Origin of the sequence: uncultured Ruegeria sp., assembly GCF_947489545.1 — a bacterium.
Lineage (GTDB): Bacteria > Pseudomonadota > Alphaproteobacteria > Rhodobacterales > Rhodobacteraceae > Ruegeria.
The window spans coordinates 449,904-468,777 of record NZ_CANLDZ010000001.1; the positions used below are offsets into that span (position 1 = coordinate 449,904).

Annotated in this window: 12 protein-coding genes; 2 read left to right on the forward strand and 10 right to left on the reverse strand. The window is 52.9% G+C overall.

Going from position 1 to position 18,874, the window contains the following annotated elements; genetic code table 11:
- Positions 1-44: 44 nt before the first annotated feature.
- Positions 45-1,001, forward strand: coding sequence for a LysR family transcriptional regulator (locus tag Q1B13_RS02180; protein WP_299077698.1), 957 nt, complete (start codon positions 45-47; stop codon positions 999-1,001).
- 498 nt (positions 1,002-1,499) lie between these two features.
- On the forward strand, positions 1,500-3,110 hold the full coding sequence (locus tag Q1B13_RS02185; protein ID WP_299077701.1) for an FAD-dependent monooxygenase: 1,611 nt from the start codon (positions 1,500-1,502) through the stop codon (positions 3,108-3,110).
- Positions 3,111-3,350: 240 nt separating this feature from the next.
- On the opposite strand, the gene Q1B13_RS02190 is transcribed toward Q1B13_RS02185, so the two are convergent.
- From Q1B13_RS02190 to Q1B13_RS02235, 10 genes are all read right to left on the reverse strand, one after another.
- Positions 3,351-4,376, reverse strand: coding sequence for an adenylate/guanylate cyclase domain-containing protein (locus Q1B13_RS02190; RefSeq protein WP_299077704.1), 1,026 nt, complete (start codon positions 4,374-4,376; stop codon positions 3,351-3,353).
- Entirely contained in the window at positions 4,369-4,710 is a 342-nt protein-coding gene (locus tag Q1B13_RS02195) for an Hpt domain-containing protein (protein WP_299077706.1), read from the reverse strand. Before Q1B13_RS02195 ends, Q1B13_RS02190 begins: the two co-directional genes overlap by 8 nt.
- A gap of 3 nt (positions 4,711-4,713) precedes the next feature.
- The gene (locus Q1B13_RS02200; RefSeq protein ID WP_299077709.1) at positions 4,714-11,649 is read right to left on the reverse strand and encodes a GAF domain-containing protein; all 6,936 of its coding nucleotides are present in this window, start codon (positions 11,647-11,649) and stop codon (positions 4,714-4,716) included.
- Between the two features lie 636 nt (positions 11,650-12,285).
- Entirely contained in the window at positions 12,286-13,158 is an 873-nt protein-coding gene (locus Q1B13_RS02205; RefSeq protein WP_299077712.1) for an NAD(P)-dependent oxidoreductase, read from the reverse strand.
- Positions 13,159-13,172: 14 nt separating this feature from the next.
- A complete protein-coding gene (locus Q1B13_RS02210; RefSeq protein ID WP_299077715.1) occupies positions 13,173-14,135 on the reverse strand; it encodes a D-glycerate dehydrogenase in 963 nt (320 codons plus the stop codon).
- A 4-nt stretch (positions 14,136-14,139) separates the two neighbouring features.
- Positions 14,140-14,334 carry a hypothetical protein gene (locus tag Q1B13_RS02215; protein ID WP_298936802.1) on the reverse strand — a complete coding sequence of 65 codons (195 nt, stop codon included), beginning with the start codon at positions 14,332-14,334 and terminating at the stop codon, positions 14,140-14,142.
- Positions 14,335-14,338: 4 nt separating this feature from the next.
- A complete protein-coding gene (locus tag Q1B13_RS02220; protein ID WP_299077718.1) occupies positions 14,339-15,694 on the reverse strand; it encodes an amidase in 1,356 nt (451 codons plus the stop codon).
- Positions 15,691-17,055, reverse strand: a complete 1,365-nt coding sequence (locus tag Q1B13_RS02225; protein ID WP_299077721.1) for a TRAP transporter large permease subunit — start codon at positions 17,053-17,055, stop codon at positions 15,691-15,693. Before Q1B13_RS02225 ends, Q1B13_RS02220 begins: the two co-directional genes overlap by 4 nt.
- A complete protein-coding gene (locus tag Q1B13_RS02230) occupies positions 17,048-17,656 on the reverse strand; it encodes a TRAP transporter small permease subunit (RefSeq protein ID WP_299077724.1) in 609 nt (202 codons plus the stop codon). Before Q1B13_RS02230 ends, Q1B13_RS02225 begins: the two co-directional genes overlap by 8 nt.
- 82 nt (positions 17,657-17,738) lie before the next feature.
- Positions 17,739-18,833, reverse strand: a complete 1,095-nt coding sequence (locus Q1B13_RS02235) for a TRAP transporter substrate-binding protein (protein WP_299077727.1) — start codon at positions 18,831-18,833, stop codon at positions 17,739-17,741.
- Positions 18,834-18,874: the final 41 nt, after the last annotated feature.

Consider the following 18,874-nt stretch of genomic DNA (forward strand, 5'->3'; position numbering starts at 1 on the left):
ACGCAGCTTGACATAACGCAAATAACGCAAATAGCATGCTGGTCATGCAAAAACTGAATGATGAATTAGCTTCGATGGATTTTCGCGTTTTGCGATTTCTGCGAATCTTGTTGCAGACTGGCAGCGTGACCCGAACTGCTGAATTGCTTGAGATCAGTCAGCCCGCAGCAAGTCGCATTCTTGCCCGCATTCGGGATCTGACCGGCGATCCATTGTTAATCCGAACTCAGGCAGGGTATCAGCTGACGGATCACGCCCTGTCGCTTCAGGAACCGGTGCTTGAGGCGATCCACGCAGTCGAAGCGGTTTTTCTGCCGCCCAAGTTCGACCCCTCCCATTCAAGTCGGCGATTTCGCATCGCTGGTACCGACTATGCTGCGGCCTGCATCATTGGGCCGCTTGTCGATCGGCTGGCGACGGCAGCGCCACATGTTAGAGTGGATGTAACACCATTGGTTCCAGACAGTTTTTCGGAAATTCAAGACGGCGAAATTGATTTCGTCTTTTACGCTGGGCTCAATGTGAAGGGTGATCTGATTGTCAAAAAAATCTTCACAGACAGCTACGTCCTTCTCATGCGTGAGGGTCATCCATTGCATGAGCTTGCTGCGCAGAAGGGCTTTCTAGAACCACCGGATATCACACCGTACCGACAGATTGAATTCAGCTACCCGACGGTTGATCGGTTGCGTGCGGATACCGTAATGCGCGCGACCAGCAATGGCGACCCGGCAATGTTGTCTGTACCCTTCTTCACCTCAATGCCTTTCCACGTCGCAAACAGTGACGCCGTTACAGCCGCTCCGTCACGTTTGGGAGTTCAACTCTCCTCATTCTCCAGCATCTTGTCGGTACCCTTCAGGTCAGGGGCGGAATTCTCCTATTACCTGCTCTGGCATGAGCGGGGGCAATTCAACCCGGCCATTCGCTGGTTTGTGGATGAGGTCCTACAGACCGTCACGCAGCAGACTACGTCCTTCGGAAGAGCTTCGGAGACGTAACCAACAATGGCGCGTCTTTCATGCCGTCTCGCAGCGGCTTTTCTACGCGAGGATCGGCCCTTAGCGGTTACTCAGAGACCCAGGATCAAGTCCCAAGAGTGGTCATTGGTGCACAGCGCAGCATTTCGGTTTTTCGAAGATCTCCAACGCAAAGCGATGTGAACGTCCAAGTCCTTCAATGCAATCTCCACTTTGCTGAAAAGGCCGGCATACTGAGCAGCGGCTGGTATATCTTAAACACAAGGTTGCCTATGTGAACTCACTTTCCAAGAGAACGGAAACAGAGATGGCGTCGATGAATTTGACATCTGGAACGCCGCCGCCCGAGCATCTTGAAGTCCGAATGTCAGAATTTCTTTGCGAGCGGGAAGTCAATCTGACAACACCTCATTCGTGCTAATCCTGATCTGTGCACGGCGGTCGAAAGAAATCAGTTTAACGACAATGGGTTTGCGAAGTTCCTCAGAATGACGCAAAAAATCCGAAAGGAGTGTTTCATTGACTGACGTACTTGTGTCTGGTGCCGGGCCCAGCGGGTTGGTGCTGGCGATTGAACTGGCGCGACGTGGCATTGATCTGCGCATCATCGACCGCGATACATCCGCCCCAACCACGCCGCGCGCATTTGTGGTAAAGCCGTCAACATTTTATGCGGCGGAGCAGTTGGGCGTCCTTGATCAGATATTTGAGCTGGGTGTTCCGGTTCAGTCTATGGAGCAATCCTTTGAAGGTAGAATTGCGGCGCATGCTGAACCATCTGATGAGCGCTGGCCATGGCACCTCAATCTCGGCGAGGATGATCTGGTCCCAATTCTGATTGCGCGGCTGGAGAGGCTGGGCGTTCTTATCGAGCGCGGGTTGGAGCTTGTACGTTATGAACAGAGTGCGAGAGGAGTCATCTCTGTCTTGAAAAACCGAGCCGGTGAGGAAGAGAGAATCGAAACCTCTTGGCTGATTGGTTGTGATGGCGTGCACAGTACAGTACGGCAAGCTGCCGGGATTGGGTTTGAAGGCCATGATAGTGACCTTCACTGGCATGTGTTGGATGCGCAAATCGAAGGTTGGCCATACACAGCAAACCACGGGATGTTATTTCTCGACCATCTTGTGGTCGCAGTTTATCGGACAAGATCAGCGTTCAGAATATATTCTCTTTCGTTAAACCACTGTGATGACAGTTGGACTTCGCTACATGATATTCTGCGTGATGTTGCACCGAGCGCGCGCCTCGGCCCACCAATTTCAGATGTCAGCTTTCGATGCTCGGCCCGATTGGCTTCTGACTATCGAGTTGGAAAGGTGCTAATCTGTGGTGATGCATGTCATGCCATGTCAGCGAGTAGTGCTGGGGGTATGAATACCGGTATACAGGACGCAATGAACTTGGGTTGGAAATTGGCCTCAGTTGTTTCTGGGCACGCCGATGATGCTCTTTTAGACACCTATGAAAGTGAACGCCGACCCGTTGGTCGCGCTATGATTGATGTTGGCCAAAAAAACGACGACCTCTGGTCGATCAGTGATCCAGTCGAAAGAAGCTGTGCAATTCGACACTTTGCGGTGAACTTTTGGGCCTATCTGGAAAACGGTGGAAATGGGTACGAAGCAGTGATGGGGGATTATAAAGCCAGCAGAGTTTCAGTTGGAGAACAGCCTCCGATTGGGCCCGGCCCCGGAACTCATGTGCCGGGTGATATACGCCTGCATAAAGTAAACGGCGCTGCTGTTTTTCTCACTGGTGCGTTGTCGTCGCCGTGCAACACAATTCTTCTTCTGATCGGTGATGGGGGATTGGAGGCAGAGCAACTTGTGAAAACTGCAATTGACCTTGTCAGAGCGAGCGAAAAGGCACTTGATCTGGTCGTAGTCGCTCATAGTACCGAAGGGGCCGCCGCACGCCGAGTTCTTGATTTCGATGAAAACTCACTCCTGGTAGATCCAGGGCTGAATTGTCACAATCGGCTGGGCATTGCTATGCGCTCGGCTTTATGGATCAGACCGGACGGTCGCATTGGTAGTCGAAATGATGATGTAGAAGATACTACGTTGTTGATAGATCAATTGAACGCTGCATTTCCCGGCTTGCTGCAATCACCAGAGTTCTCATGAGGACCGGCCCATTCCAGACCTTCAGCGATGAGATTTAGCGCTACGACAAAGGGCCACACGGCAAATATTCGCGACTAGCGCCAATGACAGCTTTCGCGTCGAAAAGACTGCTCTTGATTTAACTGGCACGCATCCAAAAGTGTGGGAAGCAGTTTGTACACACTTTGGCGAGATGTCCTATACAGAAAGTGCCCCGCAAGCTGGCGGAACTTTTTGTACTTTACCCCTAGACTAGTCCAGTCACAAAGCGTGAATGTCTCGAGGTTCAGCAAAGCCTTTGATCTTGGTGCGTTTATAGGTTCGAGCCACCTCGACCTCCTCCAGCAGTTCAAATGTTGATTGATCGATAAGGAATTGACTTCCAGTAGTTTTCGTTTCCGCTTCCAACCTTGCGGCCAAATTTACGGTGGAACCGATGCAAGTATATGTCGCCCGACTATCTGTTCCCGCATAACCTGCAACGACCTCACCAGTTGCAATGCCAACACCAATCTGCAGATCACCTTCTCCCTCGCCGGCCCGTTCAGCATTAAGCATTTCTATCATGTCGAACATTTCCTGCCCCGCCCGAACCGCACTTTGGGCCGAATTCTCAATCGGTTGGGGTACTCCGAACAGAGCCATCAGCCCATCCCCCAACATAAGACTAACGATCCCGTCATTGCTGGTGACCGCCTCGAACATCAGCGTGTAAAAGGTGTTGAGCAGCTCTATCGCGGCCTCGGGTTCGAGTTGTTCAGACAGGCCGGTGAACCCTCGAATGTCGCAAAACAAAACGGACGCATGCGCGCGTTTGCCACCGATGACAAAGCCTGAACTTTGCAGGTCCTGCGCCACCTCACTAGTCGCGAAACGCTCAAGCAGGCGCTTTTGCTCGTCGCGCAATCTCTTTTTCTCAAGGCAACTGGCCAGCCTGGCTTTTAGTAACGTTTTGTTGACGGGTTTGGGCAGGTAGTCATCGGCGCCCAGTTCAATACAGCGAACGATGTTTTCAAGCCCCTCAACAGAGGATGTCACAATGACAGGGATGTCTCGAAATTCCGGCTTAGATTTAAGAACTTCAAGAACCTCAAATCCGTTCATTTCCGGCATTTCAATATCAAGCAGCAGCAAGTCAACATCTTGTTTGGCCAGTAAATTGACTGCGACGCGGCCATTTTCGGCAAGCAAAGCCTTATGTCCCAACATTTCGACGCTGCGCGACAAAAGAAGGCGATTGACCTTGTTGTCGTCAACAATCAGAAGCGTCCCCGACAACTCAATCATAGATCAACTCCTGCAAAGCGGATCTGACCGTTTCCAGTGCAGTTTGCAGGGTATTCGCATCCGTCACGTCGCCGTCTCCTGGCATGTCCCCAAGTTCGATTTTGCGTGCCAATTCAGCCAATGAATACGCGCCAAAAGTGGTCGCATTTGATTTCAGAGTATGAGCCGCGCGGCGATACCCATCTGCATCTCCTGCCGCAAGGGCCGAATTCAAATCGGCCATCATTCCCGGAGCTTCATCCAAGAATATGCTAACGAGTTCGGCTGCAAATTCGTCACCGGTTGCGTCTTTGAGCTCGTTGAAAACGTCTAAATCTATGGGGCCGTTGGTCATGGGTCACGTTCTTTGGCTGGGAACATTCAAAAGGGTTTCGACAAGAGAAGGGACACGAATTGGCTTTGCGATATAGTCGTCCATACCCGCCTCCAGGCACATTTCCCGATCACCTTGCATGGCGTTGGCCGTCATGGCCACGATACGGGGGCGGTTGTTGCCGGGGAAGGCTGCGTTGATGCGGCGTGACGCTTCCAGCCCGTCCATCTCAGGCATCTGTACGTCCATCAGAATGACGTCGTAACGCTGACGTGCCACGCTTTCGACAGCTTCGGCCCCGTTAGAAGCAAGATCTGCGCGGTAGCCCATCTGCTCCAACAGGCGCAGTGCAAGTTTCTGGTTCACCAGATTGTCTTCGGCAAGCAGGATGCGTAGCGGGTGACGCTTGGCCATCTCTGGGTCGGTCTGCGCTTTGCCATCAATTTTGGTGCGTTTGACCGGCGCGGTCTTTGTTTCAAAGAGGGTGACCAATGTATCAAATAAATGCGATTGACGCAGAGGTTTGGCGAGGTTCGCGACAAACAGGCCGTCCTCAAGGTCCAATTCACGCGGACCAAGAGAGCTGAACAAGATCAGCGGCAGGTTTGGGTTCGCGTTTCGGACTTTCTTGGCCAGCTCAACCCCATCCATCTGGGGCATATGCATATCAAGGATAGCAAGGTCGAATGAGTCGCCTTTCCCGAATGCCTCCAGGGCCTCAGACGGCGTTTCAAACGCTGTTGTCTTAGCACCCCATTTTTCGGTTTGTAGCGACAAGATTTTGCGATTGGTGGCATTGTCGTCGACCATGAGGATGCGCTTGCCATCCAGCTCGGACTGGACCCCCACCAGATCACGTGATGATGATTTGATGGGTTTGGATGGTTTGGCCCGAATTGTGAAAGTAAAGGTGGATCCATGTCCCTTGCCATCGCTCTTAGCCCACATTGTGCCACCCATCAATTCGGCAAGCCGCTTCGAAATGGCTAGCCCAAGGCCGGTGCCGCCGTATTTCCGCGTGGTGGAGCTGTCAGCCTGACTGAAGGACTGAAACAGGCGGCTCATGCCTTTTTCAGACAGGCCAATACCGGTATCTCGTACGATAAAGGTCAGTTCCAGAACGCCCCTTTTCTTGGCTGTTTGTTGCACAGACAAGACGACCTCGCCGCTTTCGGTGAACTTCACCGCGTTGGACAGCAGATTCAGGAGGATTTGCCGCAAGCGTGTCAGATCTGCACTAATCGCAGTCGGTAATGCGTCATCAAGTTCATAGGCCAGATCAAGTTGCTTTTCTGCCGCCTTCCCGCTGATCAGATCCAGCGCGCTTTCGATGCATTCGCGCAAATCGAAGGGGTGGGTTTCGATATCCATCTGGCCGGCTTCAATCTTCGAGAAGTCGAGAATTTCATTGATGATCCCGAGCAGCGCATCACCACTGTCGCGGATCGTGCTGGCATAGTCGCGCTGTTCGGCGTCAAGCTCTGTGTCCATCATCAGTCCACTCATCCCGATCACAGCATTCATCGGAGTGCGGATTTCATGACTCATCGTGGCCAGGAATGCGCTTTTTGCTTCATTGGCGGTTTCTGCCGCTTCGCGAGCTTCCTGAGCTTCGTTGAACAGGCGCACGTTTTCGATAGCGATGGAAGCTTGACCCGCGAATGTTTCGATAATCTCCTTGGTTGTCTCCTGGATAATGTTTTTGTGTCCAAACCCTAGGGAGATTACCCCCCAGATGTTGCCCCCCACCAGAATTGGCACTCCAAGGGCCTGATAAAGTCCATTCTTGCGGCACAATTTGTGATCGTAATAGCTTTCATCCTGCGTGTCTTCGATGACAACGATCTTACCTGCTTTTGCGGTTTTTCCGACTACGGTGTTTTCAAGTAATGCAAGTGGCTCGCGAGTTCCCGCTTCACTCAGATAATCCTCTTCAAAACCATGCGTTGCGCAAAGGTGCGATAAGTCGTTTTCAATCCGCAAAAAAGTGCAGGCAATTGCACCGGTGATCTCTACAGCCGTTCGCGCAATTGCTTCAAAAACGGGTTGTGTATCGTCCGGAGAACTATTGATCACTCCCAGGATGCCCGAGGTCGCAGTTTGTCGGGCAAGCGCAGATTGCGTTTCGTTGAACAAGCGTACGTTTTCTAGGGCGATAACCGCCTGATCTGCAAATGATTCAGCGACAGATATTGCTTCGTCGTCAAACACCTCGCCTGAATTGCGCACAAATACCAGACAGCCAATGCTTCCCGTGTCGCGTATCAGGGGAACATTCATTGCGGATTTAAACTTGTGCTTCTTGATTATCTCCCGCTCCCGTGGCGGCAATTCTTCAACGCGTGTGTCCGGGCCTATCTGATTGTTCTTACCGCTTAGCATGGCGCGCGACGGCAGGTTGTTGGCAGCATCAACGGGAAATGGGGTTTGCGTAAATCCTGTTTCGATACCATCGGGTGTAGCGACGGCGGCTTGCCAGAGTTGCGTTCCATCGCTTTGCAACGCAACAGCAAGGTCACACCCGATCAAATCAATAGACAATCTGACAATCTCTTCAAAGACCGGTGTGATCTCATTTGGGGATTCACTGATCACCCGCAATACATCTGCACTCGCCGTTTGGCGAGCAAGCGAGGTTTGGGTTTCATTGAACAAACGCGCGTTCTGGATGGCGATAACGGCCTGATCGGCGAAGCTTTCCAGCAAAGAGATTTCTTCTGCGGTGAAGGGTTTGACCTCACGTCGATACAGAGCGATGTTGCCAATTCCCTGACCATTTTGAACCAGCGGGATCGTCAGAAATGTTCGAATTCCTTCTTCATCCACTGCCATGCGTCGCATGGCATTTCCAGCGCGGTATCTGTCCGTATCTTTGAGGTCGCGAATGTGTATGGCTTTGCATTCGAGAATGCTATCGGCGATGGACACTCCTGCTTCCATCACCCATCTGGTTGTTCCGACTTCAATCACATCAAGCTTGTCCCCGTGATGCGCCACAAGATCGGCATGGCTGCGCGTTTCGTTGACGATGTTCAAACTCGCCATGGGTGAGGCGCAAAGCTTGGCGGCTCGACTGAGAATTGCCTCAAATACAGGTTCAAGATCAGACTGTGTTTGACTGACTACCCGCAGAATATCGGCACTGGCTGTCTGACGTGCCAGGGCGGTTTGCGTGTCGTTGAAGAGGCGCGCTCCTTCGATCGCGATCACGGCCTGAGCGGCGAAAGATTCCGCAAGAGCGATTTCCTCCGCGCTAAAGGGTTTTTTGGTTTTGCGCACAAATGTCAAAGCACCCAAAGCTGTCTTCTTGCGCATCATAGGTACGTGCAGCCCGACCCTGAACCCGTGTTTTTCGGCGCGAGCGATATCGCGCGGCGGCAAATCGTCCAGGCCATAGACATGATGCAGGGTATCGCCAAAGACCATGGCACGTGCGGGCGAATTATCATCGGCATTCAAGGGCGAACGCGCCTCGGAGATTTCAGTTTCCTGACCATGGGGCGTGGCCACCGCGGTTTGCCAAACGTCCTGCCCATCGGTTTGCCCGGCAATCGACAGATCGCAGTCGATCAGTCGAATACCTGCCTGAACGATTTCTTTAAAAACAGGGGTCACATCGTCCGGTGATTGGCTGATGACACGCAGAATATCCGCGCTGGCTGTCTGACGCGCCAAGGACGTTTGCGTTTCATTGAACAGGCGGGCATTTTCGATCGCGATGCTCGCCTGATTGGCGAAACCCTGCACAAGTTCGACGCTATTTTTCTGCGGTGCACCGGGTTCGGACCACCCAACTATCACAACGCCCCAGATGCGCCCGTCAGCCCGGACAGGGATACCCATCAAACGCCGGTATCCAGCTGCCTTGGCAAGGTCCGGATTGAAATACTCAGAGGACCAGGCATCGGTCATATGTTGTACAGTACCAGTCTTTACGACCAAGGGCGCGATGTGCCCTTTTGCAGGTTTCAGCGGGTAATCGGAAGTCAGAGTTTTTAAGGTCTCGGGTGGGAACCCGAATTGCGCGCAGAAATGGAAATGCTCGTCTTCAAATTGTTCGAGTACTGCAAATTGAGCGTCACACAGTTCGGCTGATTTCTGGACAACCAGATCAAAGACCGGTTGCAGGTCGGATGACGCTTCGTTGATGACCTGCAAAATTTCGGCACTGGCTTGCTCACGGACAAGTGCCTCCTCGACCTCGGCGGTCCGAGCCTGAACTTCGTCAAACAACCGCGCATTGCTGATTGCGATTACCGCTTGTGAAGCAAAGGTCTCCAACAATCCAATTTGCTTTTTCGAGAATGCACTGGCTTTACTGTGGGCCATCACGATGACGCCGACCGTGACACCGTCTTTGACTAGCGGCACCCCAAGCGTGGTCAGATAGTCACCGATTGCGGCGGCCTCTTTCCATTCATAAGTTGGGTCCTGGCTGGTATCTTCGATATAGACTGACTTGCCAGACAATGCTGCACGCCCGATACAGGTGCCTTCGCTTGGCAGAATGGGATTGTCGTTCAAATACTGTTTGAAGTCGTCAGAAACATCATGCGACAGCGCTACGCGATACAAACCGTCCTCAGCATCCAGCATTGCAAAGAACGCGTATTCCGGCGCGCAAATACGAGATGATACGGTCAGAATGGACTCAAGAACCGGTTCCAGTTCGTTGGGGGATTTTGAAATCACCTCAAGAACCTCGGATGTGGCGGTCTGGTACTCCAGCGCCTCTTCGATTTCGGTAGTCCGCTCCTGCACTTCGCGGAATTGACGGACGTTTTCCATGGCAATCACAGCTTGTGCGGCGAAGGTCTGAACAAGGGCGGTATCGTCGTCCGAGAACGGCGCGACCTCGCGTCGGTAAAGTACCATGACGCCGAGCCCCTTACCGTCTTTCATCAGTGGCACGGCCAAAACCGAACGAGCCCCTTCCAGATCAACCATCTGCACCCGCTTGGGGTCGCGGTCCTTATAATACAGCGGATCATCCGCGATATCGTCCTGTCGGATGACCTGCCCATCAATCATGGGGCGAATTGCGACCAGCTCAGTTCGGGTAAGAGGTTCAACGAACCCTTGCAGCGCCTCATCAAAATCCGTACGAGCACCGATATTGGCGGGGATCGTCGCCACCCCCCGCTCATGATCTGCGACGCAGAGGAAAGCAAGCGGCGCTTTGCACAACTGGCTCGCGTTCTTGAGAATGCTATTGAACACCGGCTGATCGTCATCCCGGCTTTGGCTGATGACCTCCAGAATCTCGCGCGACGCGGCCTCTCGTTCTAACCGTTCCTGCACTTCACGGAACTGGTGGGTGTTTTCTATGGCAATCACCGCGTGCTTGGCGAACGCCTCTATCAACTGAACATCATCGTCAGAAAATGGGCGGACGACACGCCGGCTGAGTCCAATCGCACCGACGGCTACGTCCTTTAGCATCAACGGAACAGCGACGCGGGACCGGATACCTTCGATTTCCACCATTTTGACCGCGACCGAATCACCGGAACGGTAAAAATCAGTATCCGCGTAGTCATCGATCCGAACGGCTTTGCCGGTTAGAATTGCCTTTCCCGCAGAGAGCGGGCCATCCAGCGGCCATTCCTGACCGACGTGCAACGCGGATTGTTCATGCCCCCAATTCGCGGCCAATCGACCAAGTGTGCGGGCGTCGTTGGCCAGTATCAATGCAGCTTGATCGGCTCTACATACTCGCGCTGCTTGCGCAAGAACCATGTCAAAGACACGCGCATCGTCATCGCGACTTTGGCTGATAACTTCCAGGATCTGCGAGGAGGCTTTCTCGCGTTCAAACCGATCTTGAATTTCGCGGTACTGGCGCACGTTTTCGATGGCTATGACAGCTTGCGCGGCAAAGGTTTGGACCAGCTCAATCTCTTCGGGGCTGAAAGGGTCCACATCATAACGAATGAGCGTTATCGTTCCTATCGCGTATCCCGATTTTATCATCGGTGCGAACAGTACGCTGTGAATCTTGGCTTCATCCACCATGCCACGTACAACCGGGCTACCCTTAGCGTAAAGATCGCTTTGGCTCATATCAGCGAATTGTATCAGGCGTCCTTCGATGATTGCGCGTGCATTATACGACAAGTCAGCATCCATCAGCATCTGGCCAGACTCATACATGTCCACTGTCGCCTGAGGAATATTTCGAGAGGCCGCAAGTGTTTGAACGGCATCACCGGGTTCTGCAAGGACCAGAGCCGACATCGGTGCTTTGCAGAGAACTTGTGCATTATCCAGTATAGCTTCGAAAACCGGCGACTCATCGTCGCGAGACCGGCTAATAATCTCGAGCACTTCGCGCGTTGCGGCTTCACGACTTAGGCGGGCTTGCAATTCGCGGTATTGGCGTACGTTCTCGATAGCGATAACCGCCTGTGACGCGAAAGTTTCAACCAGTTCGACTTCGTCATCCGAGTAGGCCAGCACTTCATCGCGTGCGAGCATCAGGCACCCAATCGCTGAACCTTCCAACATCAAGGGCACGAACAGATTGCTTCGACACCCGTGTTTGTCGACGATCAATTTGAAGCGCTCGTCACCTGACCTGTGGAAATCCGTGTCCCCCATGTCCAGTACGCGATTAATCTGACCTGTCAGAATTGCATCCCCAACAAGCGAGTTTCCCGGCTCCATTGTGTATTTGCCGTCTTCCCACAATTTCTGGATTTCCGGGTGCAAGTTAACACTTGCCACAAGTCTCTGAAGTTTGTCGCCCTTGCGCCCCAAAACAAGCCCGGCAAAAACGGCTCCGCACAGGTTTTTTGCCAGCCCGACAATTAGATCGACTATCGGCTGCACATCATCCGGGGAGTCCGCTATCGCACGCAAAACCTGAGCAGCGGCCTCAAATCGCGCCTTTAGGTCTTCAGCACTCAGTTCCCGATCATGTGTAGCAAAGTGCTCGGGTTGTATTTTTTTCCCAGACACCTTGTTGCCGTTCTCCAATATCCAAAATTCCAACTCAATTTGCAAAAAATGACAGGTTAACTGTTAGTGAACGTGAATTGAAAGTCACTCACTATTTTGAAATGTGTATAGAACGCCGAGATTTGCAGACGCTTTACCCGGAACGCTGGGAAGCAAAATACGATGCATATGTCGAAGTATTTTATCCTAAAATCATGATATCAGCGTAACAATTTCCCAAGATGCTGAAGGCTGAGCGAAGGAATTTGAACCTTGAAGCCAGGTTCCCGTCGGATGTTTCGATATCGGGAGTGCCATCTGATGTCGAACGTTCGCCTAGTTTCTAGTCCAACTATGACGGTTGGGTCAGGTTCGTCTGAAGTTCAACAAAAAGTGCCGGACGACACATAGATTTACCATTTCATGACAGCTAAGCCTTTGATTTTGAACCGTTCTAGCTTTTATTGGAGCGCAGGCTCTACCAGTGACGACTCAAAGCTCTTCAGTCACGTAGACGCGTCTCGGTAGACGCCATTGAACTCGAGCACGGCAATCACCTGGAACGAGCCCAAAGAGGATGACCCAATTCCAGGTTTTGATACGCACTGGCGGATTATGGGACGCGAAGTCGGTATAAGTTGACTCTACACTCGCGGCTTATCCGAGTGCTCGAAGTCGCTTGAGTAGCGAAGAGGTATCCCATCGACCGCCCCCAAGTTTTTGGACATCCTTGTAGAACTGATCTACCAGCGCCGTCACAGGTAGACTAGCGCCGGTTTCATTGGCTGTATCAAGACAGATACCCAAATCTTTGCGCATCCAATCAACAGCAAAACCATGGCCAAAATGGTCTTCGAGCATCGTTTCGTATCTGTTCACCATCTGCCAGCTGCCTGCGGCCCCTTGGCTTATGACTTCAACCACTGAACGACCATCAAGACCGGCTTTCTCCGCGAAATGCAGCGCTTCGCTCAACCCTTGAACCAATCCAGCGATGGCGATTTGGTTGCTCATCTTTGTCAATTGTCCGGCACCGCTCTCTCCAATCCGTCGACAGATTTTCGAGTACACTTGCATGATAGGCTCAGCGGCGTCGTATACGTGTTGATCGCCTCCACACATAATGGAAAGAACGCCGTTTTCGGCACCCGCCTGACCTCCAGAGATTGGCGCGTCTAGAAAGGCTAGACCGATCTCTTTAGCGGCGGTGTACAGTTCGTGTGTCACCATCGCAGAGACGGTCGTGTGGTCAACAAGCGTTGCGCTCTTTGACATGCCGTTGAATGCACCGTTTGAACCTGTACAAACGTTACGAAGATCATCGTCGTTCCCAACGCATGTCATGACAAATTCTACGCCTTCGGCCGCCTCACGGGGTGTCTCACGCATGCTGCCACCATGCTCGGCAACCCATGTTTCGGCTTTGGAAGATGTCCGATTGTATACGGTCACCTCATGCCCCGCCGCCTGTAGGTGGCCCGCCATTGGATAACCCATTACGCCTAAGCCAAGGAATGCTAGTTTTGCCATTGCAGTGTTCTCTTCTACAAAAGGTCTCGGGGTGTTTTGCCAGCAAAGAAAGCGTCTAAATTGTCCAAAGCGCGAAAGCCCATTGCGTCGCGTGTTTTTGTCGTTGCGCTTCCGATATGCGGCAACATGAAGATGTTCTCGTACGCGGCGAACTTTGGGTTGCCCCCCGGTTCCGTCTTGAAACAATCAAGACCTGCAGCAGACAGCTTTCCGTTTTCAATTGCGTGTACCAGCGCATCTTCGTCAACAAGTGCGCCTCGGGCTGAATTCACGAGTATCGCCCCATTCGGAAGCGCGGCTAAACGTTCAGCGTTCATCAGGTCAAGAGTTTCAGGAGTGGCGGGACAATGAAGCGACAGGAAATCGGCAACTTGTAACAGTGTGTCGATACTTTCATGGTAAATTGCCCCGTGTTCCTGATCGGGTGGAAGGCGGTTGCGGTTGAAGTAGTGGATTTCCATGTCGAACCCGCGCGCTTTTGCTGCAAATGCCCGACCCACACGCCCCATCCCGACAATGCCTAGTCGTGCACCCGTGACTTGCTTGCCGACCATAAAAGATGGGCTCCAGCTGTCCCAAGTGCCTGTACGCATCAGGCGGTCGCCTTGAACCGTATGTCGCGCTGCACCAAGCAAGAGCAGCATTGCCAATTCAGCCGTTGCATCGGAAAGGACATCGGGCGTGTTTGTCACCGCGATCCCCTTCGCCGCCAAAGCGGCGAGGTCGCAATGATCAACACCAACAGAATGGTTCGCGACAATCTTCAGGCGTGGGTAAAGTTGCGACACGACTTCAGCCGAGAATTGTTCAGAATGACAGGGCATCATAGCGTCAACCTGGGCGCTCATAGCAATGATCTCATTTGACGTACCCGGCGTGTCGGCCTCGTTCAGGACCAAGTCGTAGTCCCGGCGCGCCCGCTCGATAGTCGCGTCAGACACCCGACGAGGAAGCCAGAGGACTGGTTTGTCGCTCATGAGATCAGTCCTTTTTTACTGCGTCTTCCCAGAAATTGTAGAGTGCAAGGGCGATCACGAAAACCGCAATGCACAAGAACGGCAACCCGCCCCAAAATCCGGCGAAGCCGGTCGAAATACTGTGCGCGAGGCCAAGTACAAAGGTCATCATCAGGCCAGTGCCGATAACGCCCATGAGAATGTTTGTCAGCCTTGACATACGTTTACTCTCCTTGTTGTTCCTGTACCTTGAGGCTATGTTGAACCCATGATGCCGTGCGAAGAAGCCTGTCATCTTCCTCGACCGCGCCAATCAGTTGTACGCCGATAGGAAGGTCATTCTGCCCCACCAGTAAAGGCAGCGTTAGGCACGGCAAACCTGCCAGCGTCCAATTCAGACAAAAGACGGAGTCTCCGGTATGTCCAGCGCTCAGCGGTACCGCTTCTCCTGTGGCCGCCGGGGCCAGGATTGCGTCGAAATCGTTGAAGTATTCTGCAAAAAAGCTTTGAGCCGAGGCCATGACTGCCAAGGCATCTTCATATTGCGCCAAGCTAATTTCTGCACCACGGTTGATTGCAGATTGCATTTCGGTACTGAGCTCAGTCCAATGGGCTTTAGAAATCTCAGCCATGTTCTGGCGGATTTCGTAGTCGTAGATCGTTTTGTGAATGTTTATTAGATCGGCCAGTTGGGGTGAGGCCGAAAACCGCTCAACCCGCCCTTCCAAGCCTTCAATGACAGCATTAAGGCCTTCAACTGTATCCCCGTCCAAACGGTCGTCGAACGGAAAACCCAACCAAGCGATATTCGGTTCGACCGGAGCCTCTGCCCGAGCGCCCGCCAGCATGTTAGGCTGCGGTCTCGCAAAGCTGGCCGGGTCGGTTTGATCGTAGCCCGACAAGACATCCGTCAACAATGCGATGTCTTCCAGAGAATTCGCAAAGCCGCCGACGTGATCCAGAGATACGGATGTACGGAAAACACCGCTGCGCGAGATCGTCCCTCGGGACGGTTTGAAACCATACACGCCACAAAACGATGCTGGGCGAATAACCGAACCACCGGTCTGGGTTCCAATCGCCACGGGAACGTGCCTGGCTGCCACTGCGGCTGCAGATCCGCTCGATGACCCGCCCGGAGTTCGGGTCGGGTCGAAAGGATTTGTAGTGTCGGTCGGATGCATGAAGGCGAATTCAGTGGTCTTCGTTTTGCCCATTACCACTGCGCCGGCTTCACGAAGATGCTCGACCAATCTGGCGTCCATCTCAGGTTGGCGTCCTGAAAAAATTGCCGATCCGCATTGCGTTGGCATGTCTTTGGTATCGACAATGTCTTTCAGTCCGACGGGCACACCGTGTAGCGCGCCCATTGCCCGCCCTGCCATGCGAATACGATCTAGCTCACGGGCCTGATCAAGAGCGACACCAGCGTCGAGGTAGGCCCACGCATGAACCTTGTCATCCGTTTCTTCAATTCGCGATAGGCAGGCTTCAACCAATGCTTCAGACGAAATGCGCCCGGTTCGGATGGCCTCGGCGGATTGGGCCGCCGAGAACAGTGACAGATCATGTTTGGTCATGGCACCCAGACTCCGAAGAGGTAATCCGGCAGCCACAACGCGATCCCCGGGAACTGATACATCAGCACCATACATAGGATCACGATGGCCAGATACGGCATCAGACCTTTGAATATCTCCATGAGCTGGATCTGGTTTTTTAGAACCCCTTTCAAATAGTAGGCCGACATCGCCATAGGTGGCGTCAGGAAGGAGGTCTGTAGGTTCAGAGCAACCAGCATCGCGAAGAAGTATGGATTGACACCAAACGTATCCAGCATGGGCAGAAAGATCGGTACAAAAATGATCAGGATTTCAGACCATTCAAGCGGCCAACCCAGTAGGAAGATGATCAATTGAGCAAGAACCAAGAACTGCCAGGGTTGAAGATTCATACCAACAACCCAATGCTCGATCACATCATGCCCACCAAGATAGGAAAAGATTGATGCGAACGTCCAAGACCCGACGAACAACCAACAAACCATCGCGGTGGCCTTGGCGGTCAGGAAGACACTCTGCTTGACCTTGTCCCAAGTGAGCGAACGGTACAGCACTGCGAGAACCAACCCGCCCAATGCGCCCATTGCAGCAGCTTCCGCTGGGGTCGCAAGGCCTCCAAGGATGGAGCCAAGTACAAGCATAATCAAAATGGTCAGCGGCACGAATGACACCAGCAGATCCATATAAACCTGACGCCTCGGAGGAATGTCTTCCTCCTGCGGCTTCGGTGCCAGGGCCGGGTTCAACCAGACACGAACCATCACGTAGACGATGTACAACCCCGCCAACATAAGGCCTGGGAAAACTGCCGCGGCGTACAATCTCAACGGTGAAAGCTCGGCAATAGCGGCATAGACGATCAGCATGATCGACGGCGGGATCAGAATTCCCAAAGTTCCGCCCGCGCAGATAACGCCAGAGGCGAAACTGCGTTGATACCCGGCATTAGCCATCGCAGGGTAGGCAAGCAGACCCATCAACGTAACAACTGCACCAACAATTCCGGACGCTGTCGAAAAAACAGCACAGGTAAGTAGCGCCGCAATGGCTAGGGAACCTGGCAAGTTTCGTGCCGCCATGTACAACGAAAAAAATAGTCGATCAACGATGTTCGCCCTCTCGACCACGTACCCCAAAAATAAGAACAGTGGGATCGCAACAAGCGTGTCGTTCTCCATCACCGAGTAGGTGTTTTGGTTGAGAAGGTAGAAGATGTTGTTGTTGAAGATGTCCGAAATGCTCTCAGGCGCAGACTGGTAGTAGGCGTAGTACCCAAAACCAACACCCATGGCGAGCAAGGTGAACGCTATTGGAAAGCCCAGCAATACCAAAAGAATGAAGAGGCTGAGCATCATGATGGCGACTTGTGGATCAGTCATCGCTACGGCCTCCCTCTTTAGAACCCGTTGTCCGAATTTTATCGATGGTTTCTTCCATCAACATGTCTTCGGTTTCGCGCACGTCATCGAGCCGCTCTAGCCAGACGCCATTTCGCATCGCCAGCCAGCACCGGGCCATTTCGGCAAGGCCTTGAAGCATTAGTAGGAAGCCAGCGACCGGAATCAGGGTTTTAAAGAAGTAAATCTGGATACGTGCCGGGCTGTTCCAGCTGACCTCTTCATAGCGCCAACTGTCCTTCGCGATCTCCCATCCGTACCAAAACAGAGCGAACATGCCTGGAAAGAAAAACAGGATATACAGAACAAAATCGACGCGAGCCTGCCAGCGGACAGAGAACAGTCGGTACAATACATCGCCGCGGACGTGTGCGTCTTGCGCCAAAGCATAGGCCCCGGCCATCAGGAACAACGCGCCGTACATCTGGACCATCATGTCGAACGCCCAGACAGTTGGCTTGTTCAGCACGTACCGTACGAACACTTCGTAAGACACGGAAAGTGTCAGAATAAGGATGCACCATCCGAAGGCTTTGCCGACCCATTGGCTTAGCCCTTCGATGGCGTGGATTGTTTTGATCAAGGTCAGTTCCTCGCCTGTTCTGCCCGGTGTTAAGAAAGCCGCGCAAAAAGCGCGACTTTCCCTATTAAGCGATTGGCAGGTCTCAGCCGAAATAGTGCTTATAGGCCAGCTTATAGTCGGGTTGGTTCAGGTTGAGGTAGTTCATCACAGTCTTCGCATAAGCCATCTGGCTTTCGATGACCTTAGCAAAGAAGGGGTCTTCATTTGAGATCCGCTCAACTACAACGTCCCACGCCTCAAGCTGCGCTTGCATGACGCTGTCCGGCGTCCGATAGACGTTGACGCCTTGCTCTTCCGCAAGCGTGACCAAGTCTTCGGAATAACGTTTGGTGTTGTTCCAGTAGAAGTTAGAGTTCTCTGCTTCGGACGCGTATTTCAAGATCGCCTGAAGCTCTGGCGCCAGTGCGTTATACTTGTCCTTGTTGAAGGTAACTTCAAAGAACTCCTGACTCTGGTGGAACGACGCAAGATGGTAATGTTTGGACACATCCTGCATACCAAAGTCGCGGTCCGACGTCGGATTGTTGAACTCTGCAGCATCAATCAGGCCTGACTTCATTGCAGGTTGGATTTCACCACCGGGCAGCTGCACGACGGACATGCCCATCTCAAGCAGAACATCCGCGGCAAGACCAACGGTCCGATACTTCAAGCCGTTCATTTGATCTGCGCCAGTGATCTCTTCCTTGAACCACCCAAGAGGCTGAGCCGGCATCGGCGAATTGAAGAAGGATACAACGTTGAGTTCGAGTATCCCCATCAGTTCATCAAACAATTCCTGGCCGCCGCCATAGTTCACCCAGCCCAGAACTTCCTGACTGGACCAGCCAAAGCAGGGGCCGGTTCCGAACAGAGATGCCGTCTTGGACTTGGAATACCAATACGCTGGAACATAGTGCGCAGCATCCAGAACGCCGCGATGAACCGCGTCCTGCATCTGGCTGGTTTTTACAACAGAATTCACAGGCAGCAGTTCGATCGTGAGTTTGCCGCCAGACATTTCGTTCACACGGTCGACATAAGACTGCGCGTTTTCGAGAAAGATGCCGCCGCCCCAAGCCGCCTGCATCTTCAAGGTTGTTCCTTCCTGCGCATGGACAGCCGGAGCGGCAAGCGCGCCAGCCCCTACAACAGCGGACCCTCGCAGAAAACTTCTGCGGTTCAAAGATTTTGTCATGTTTCCTCCCTAGACTGGGCCGTCGCCGATATTCCTTGGGC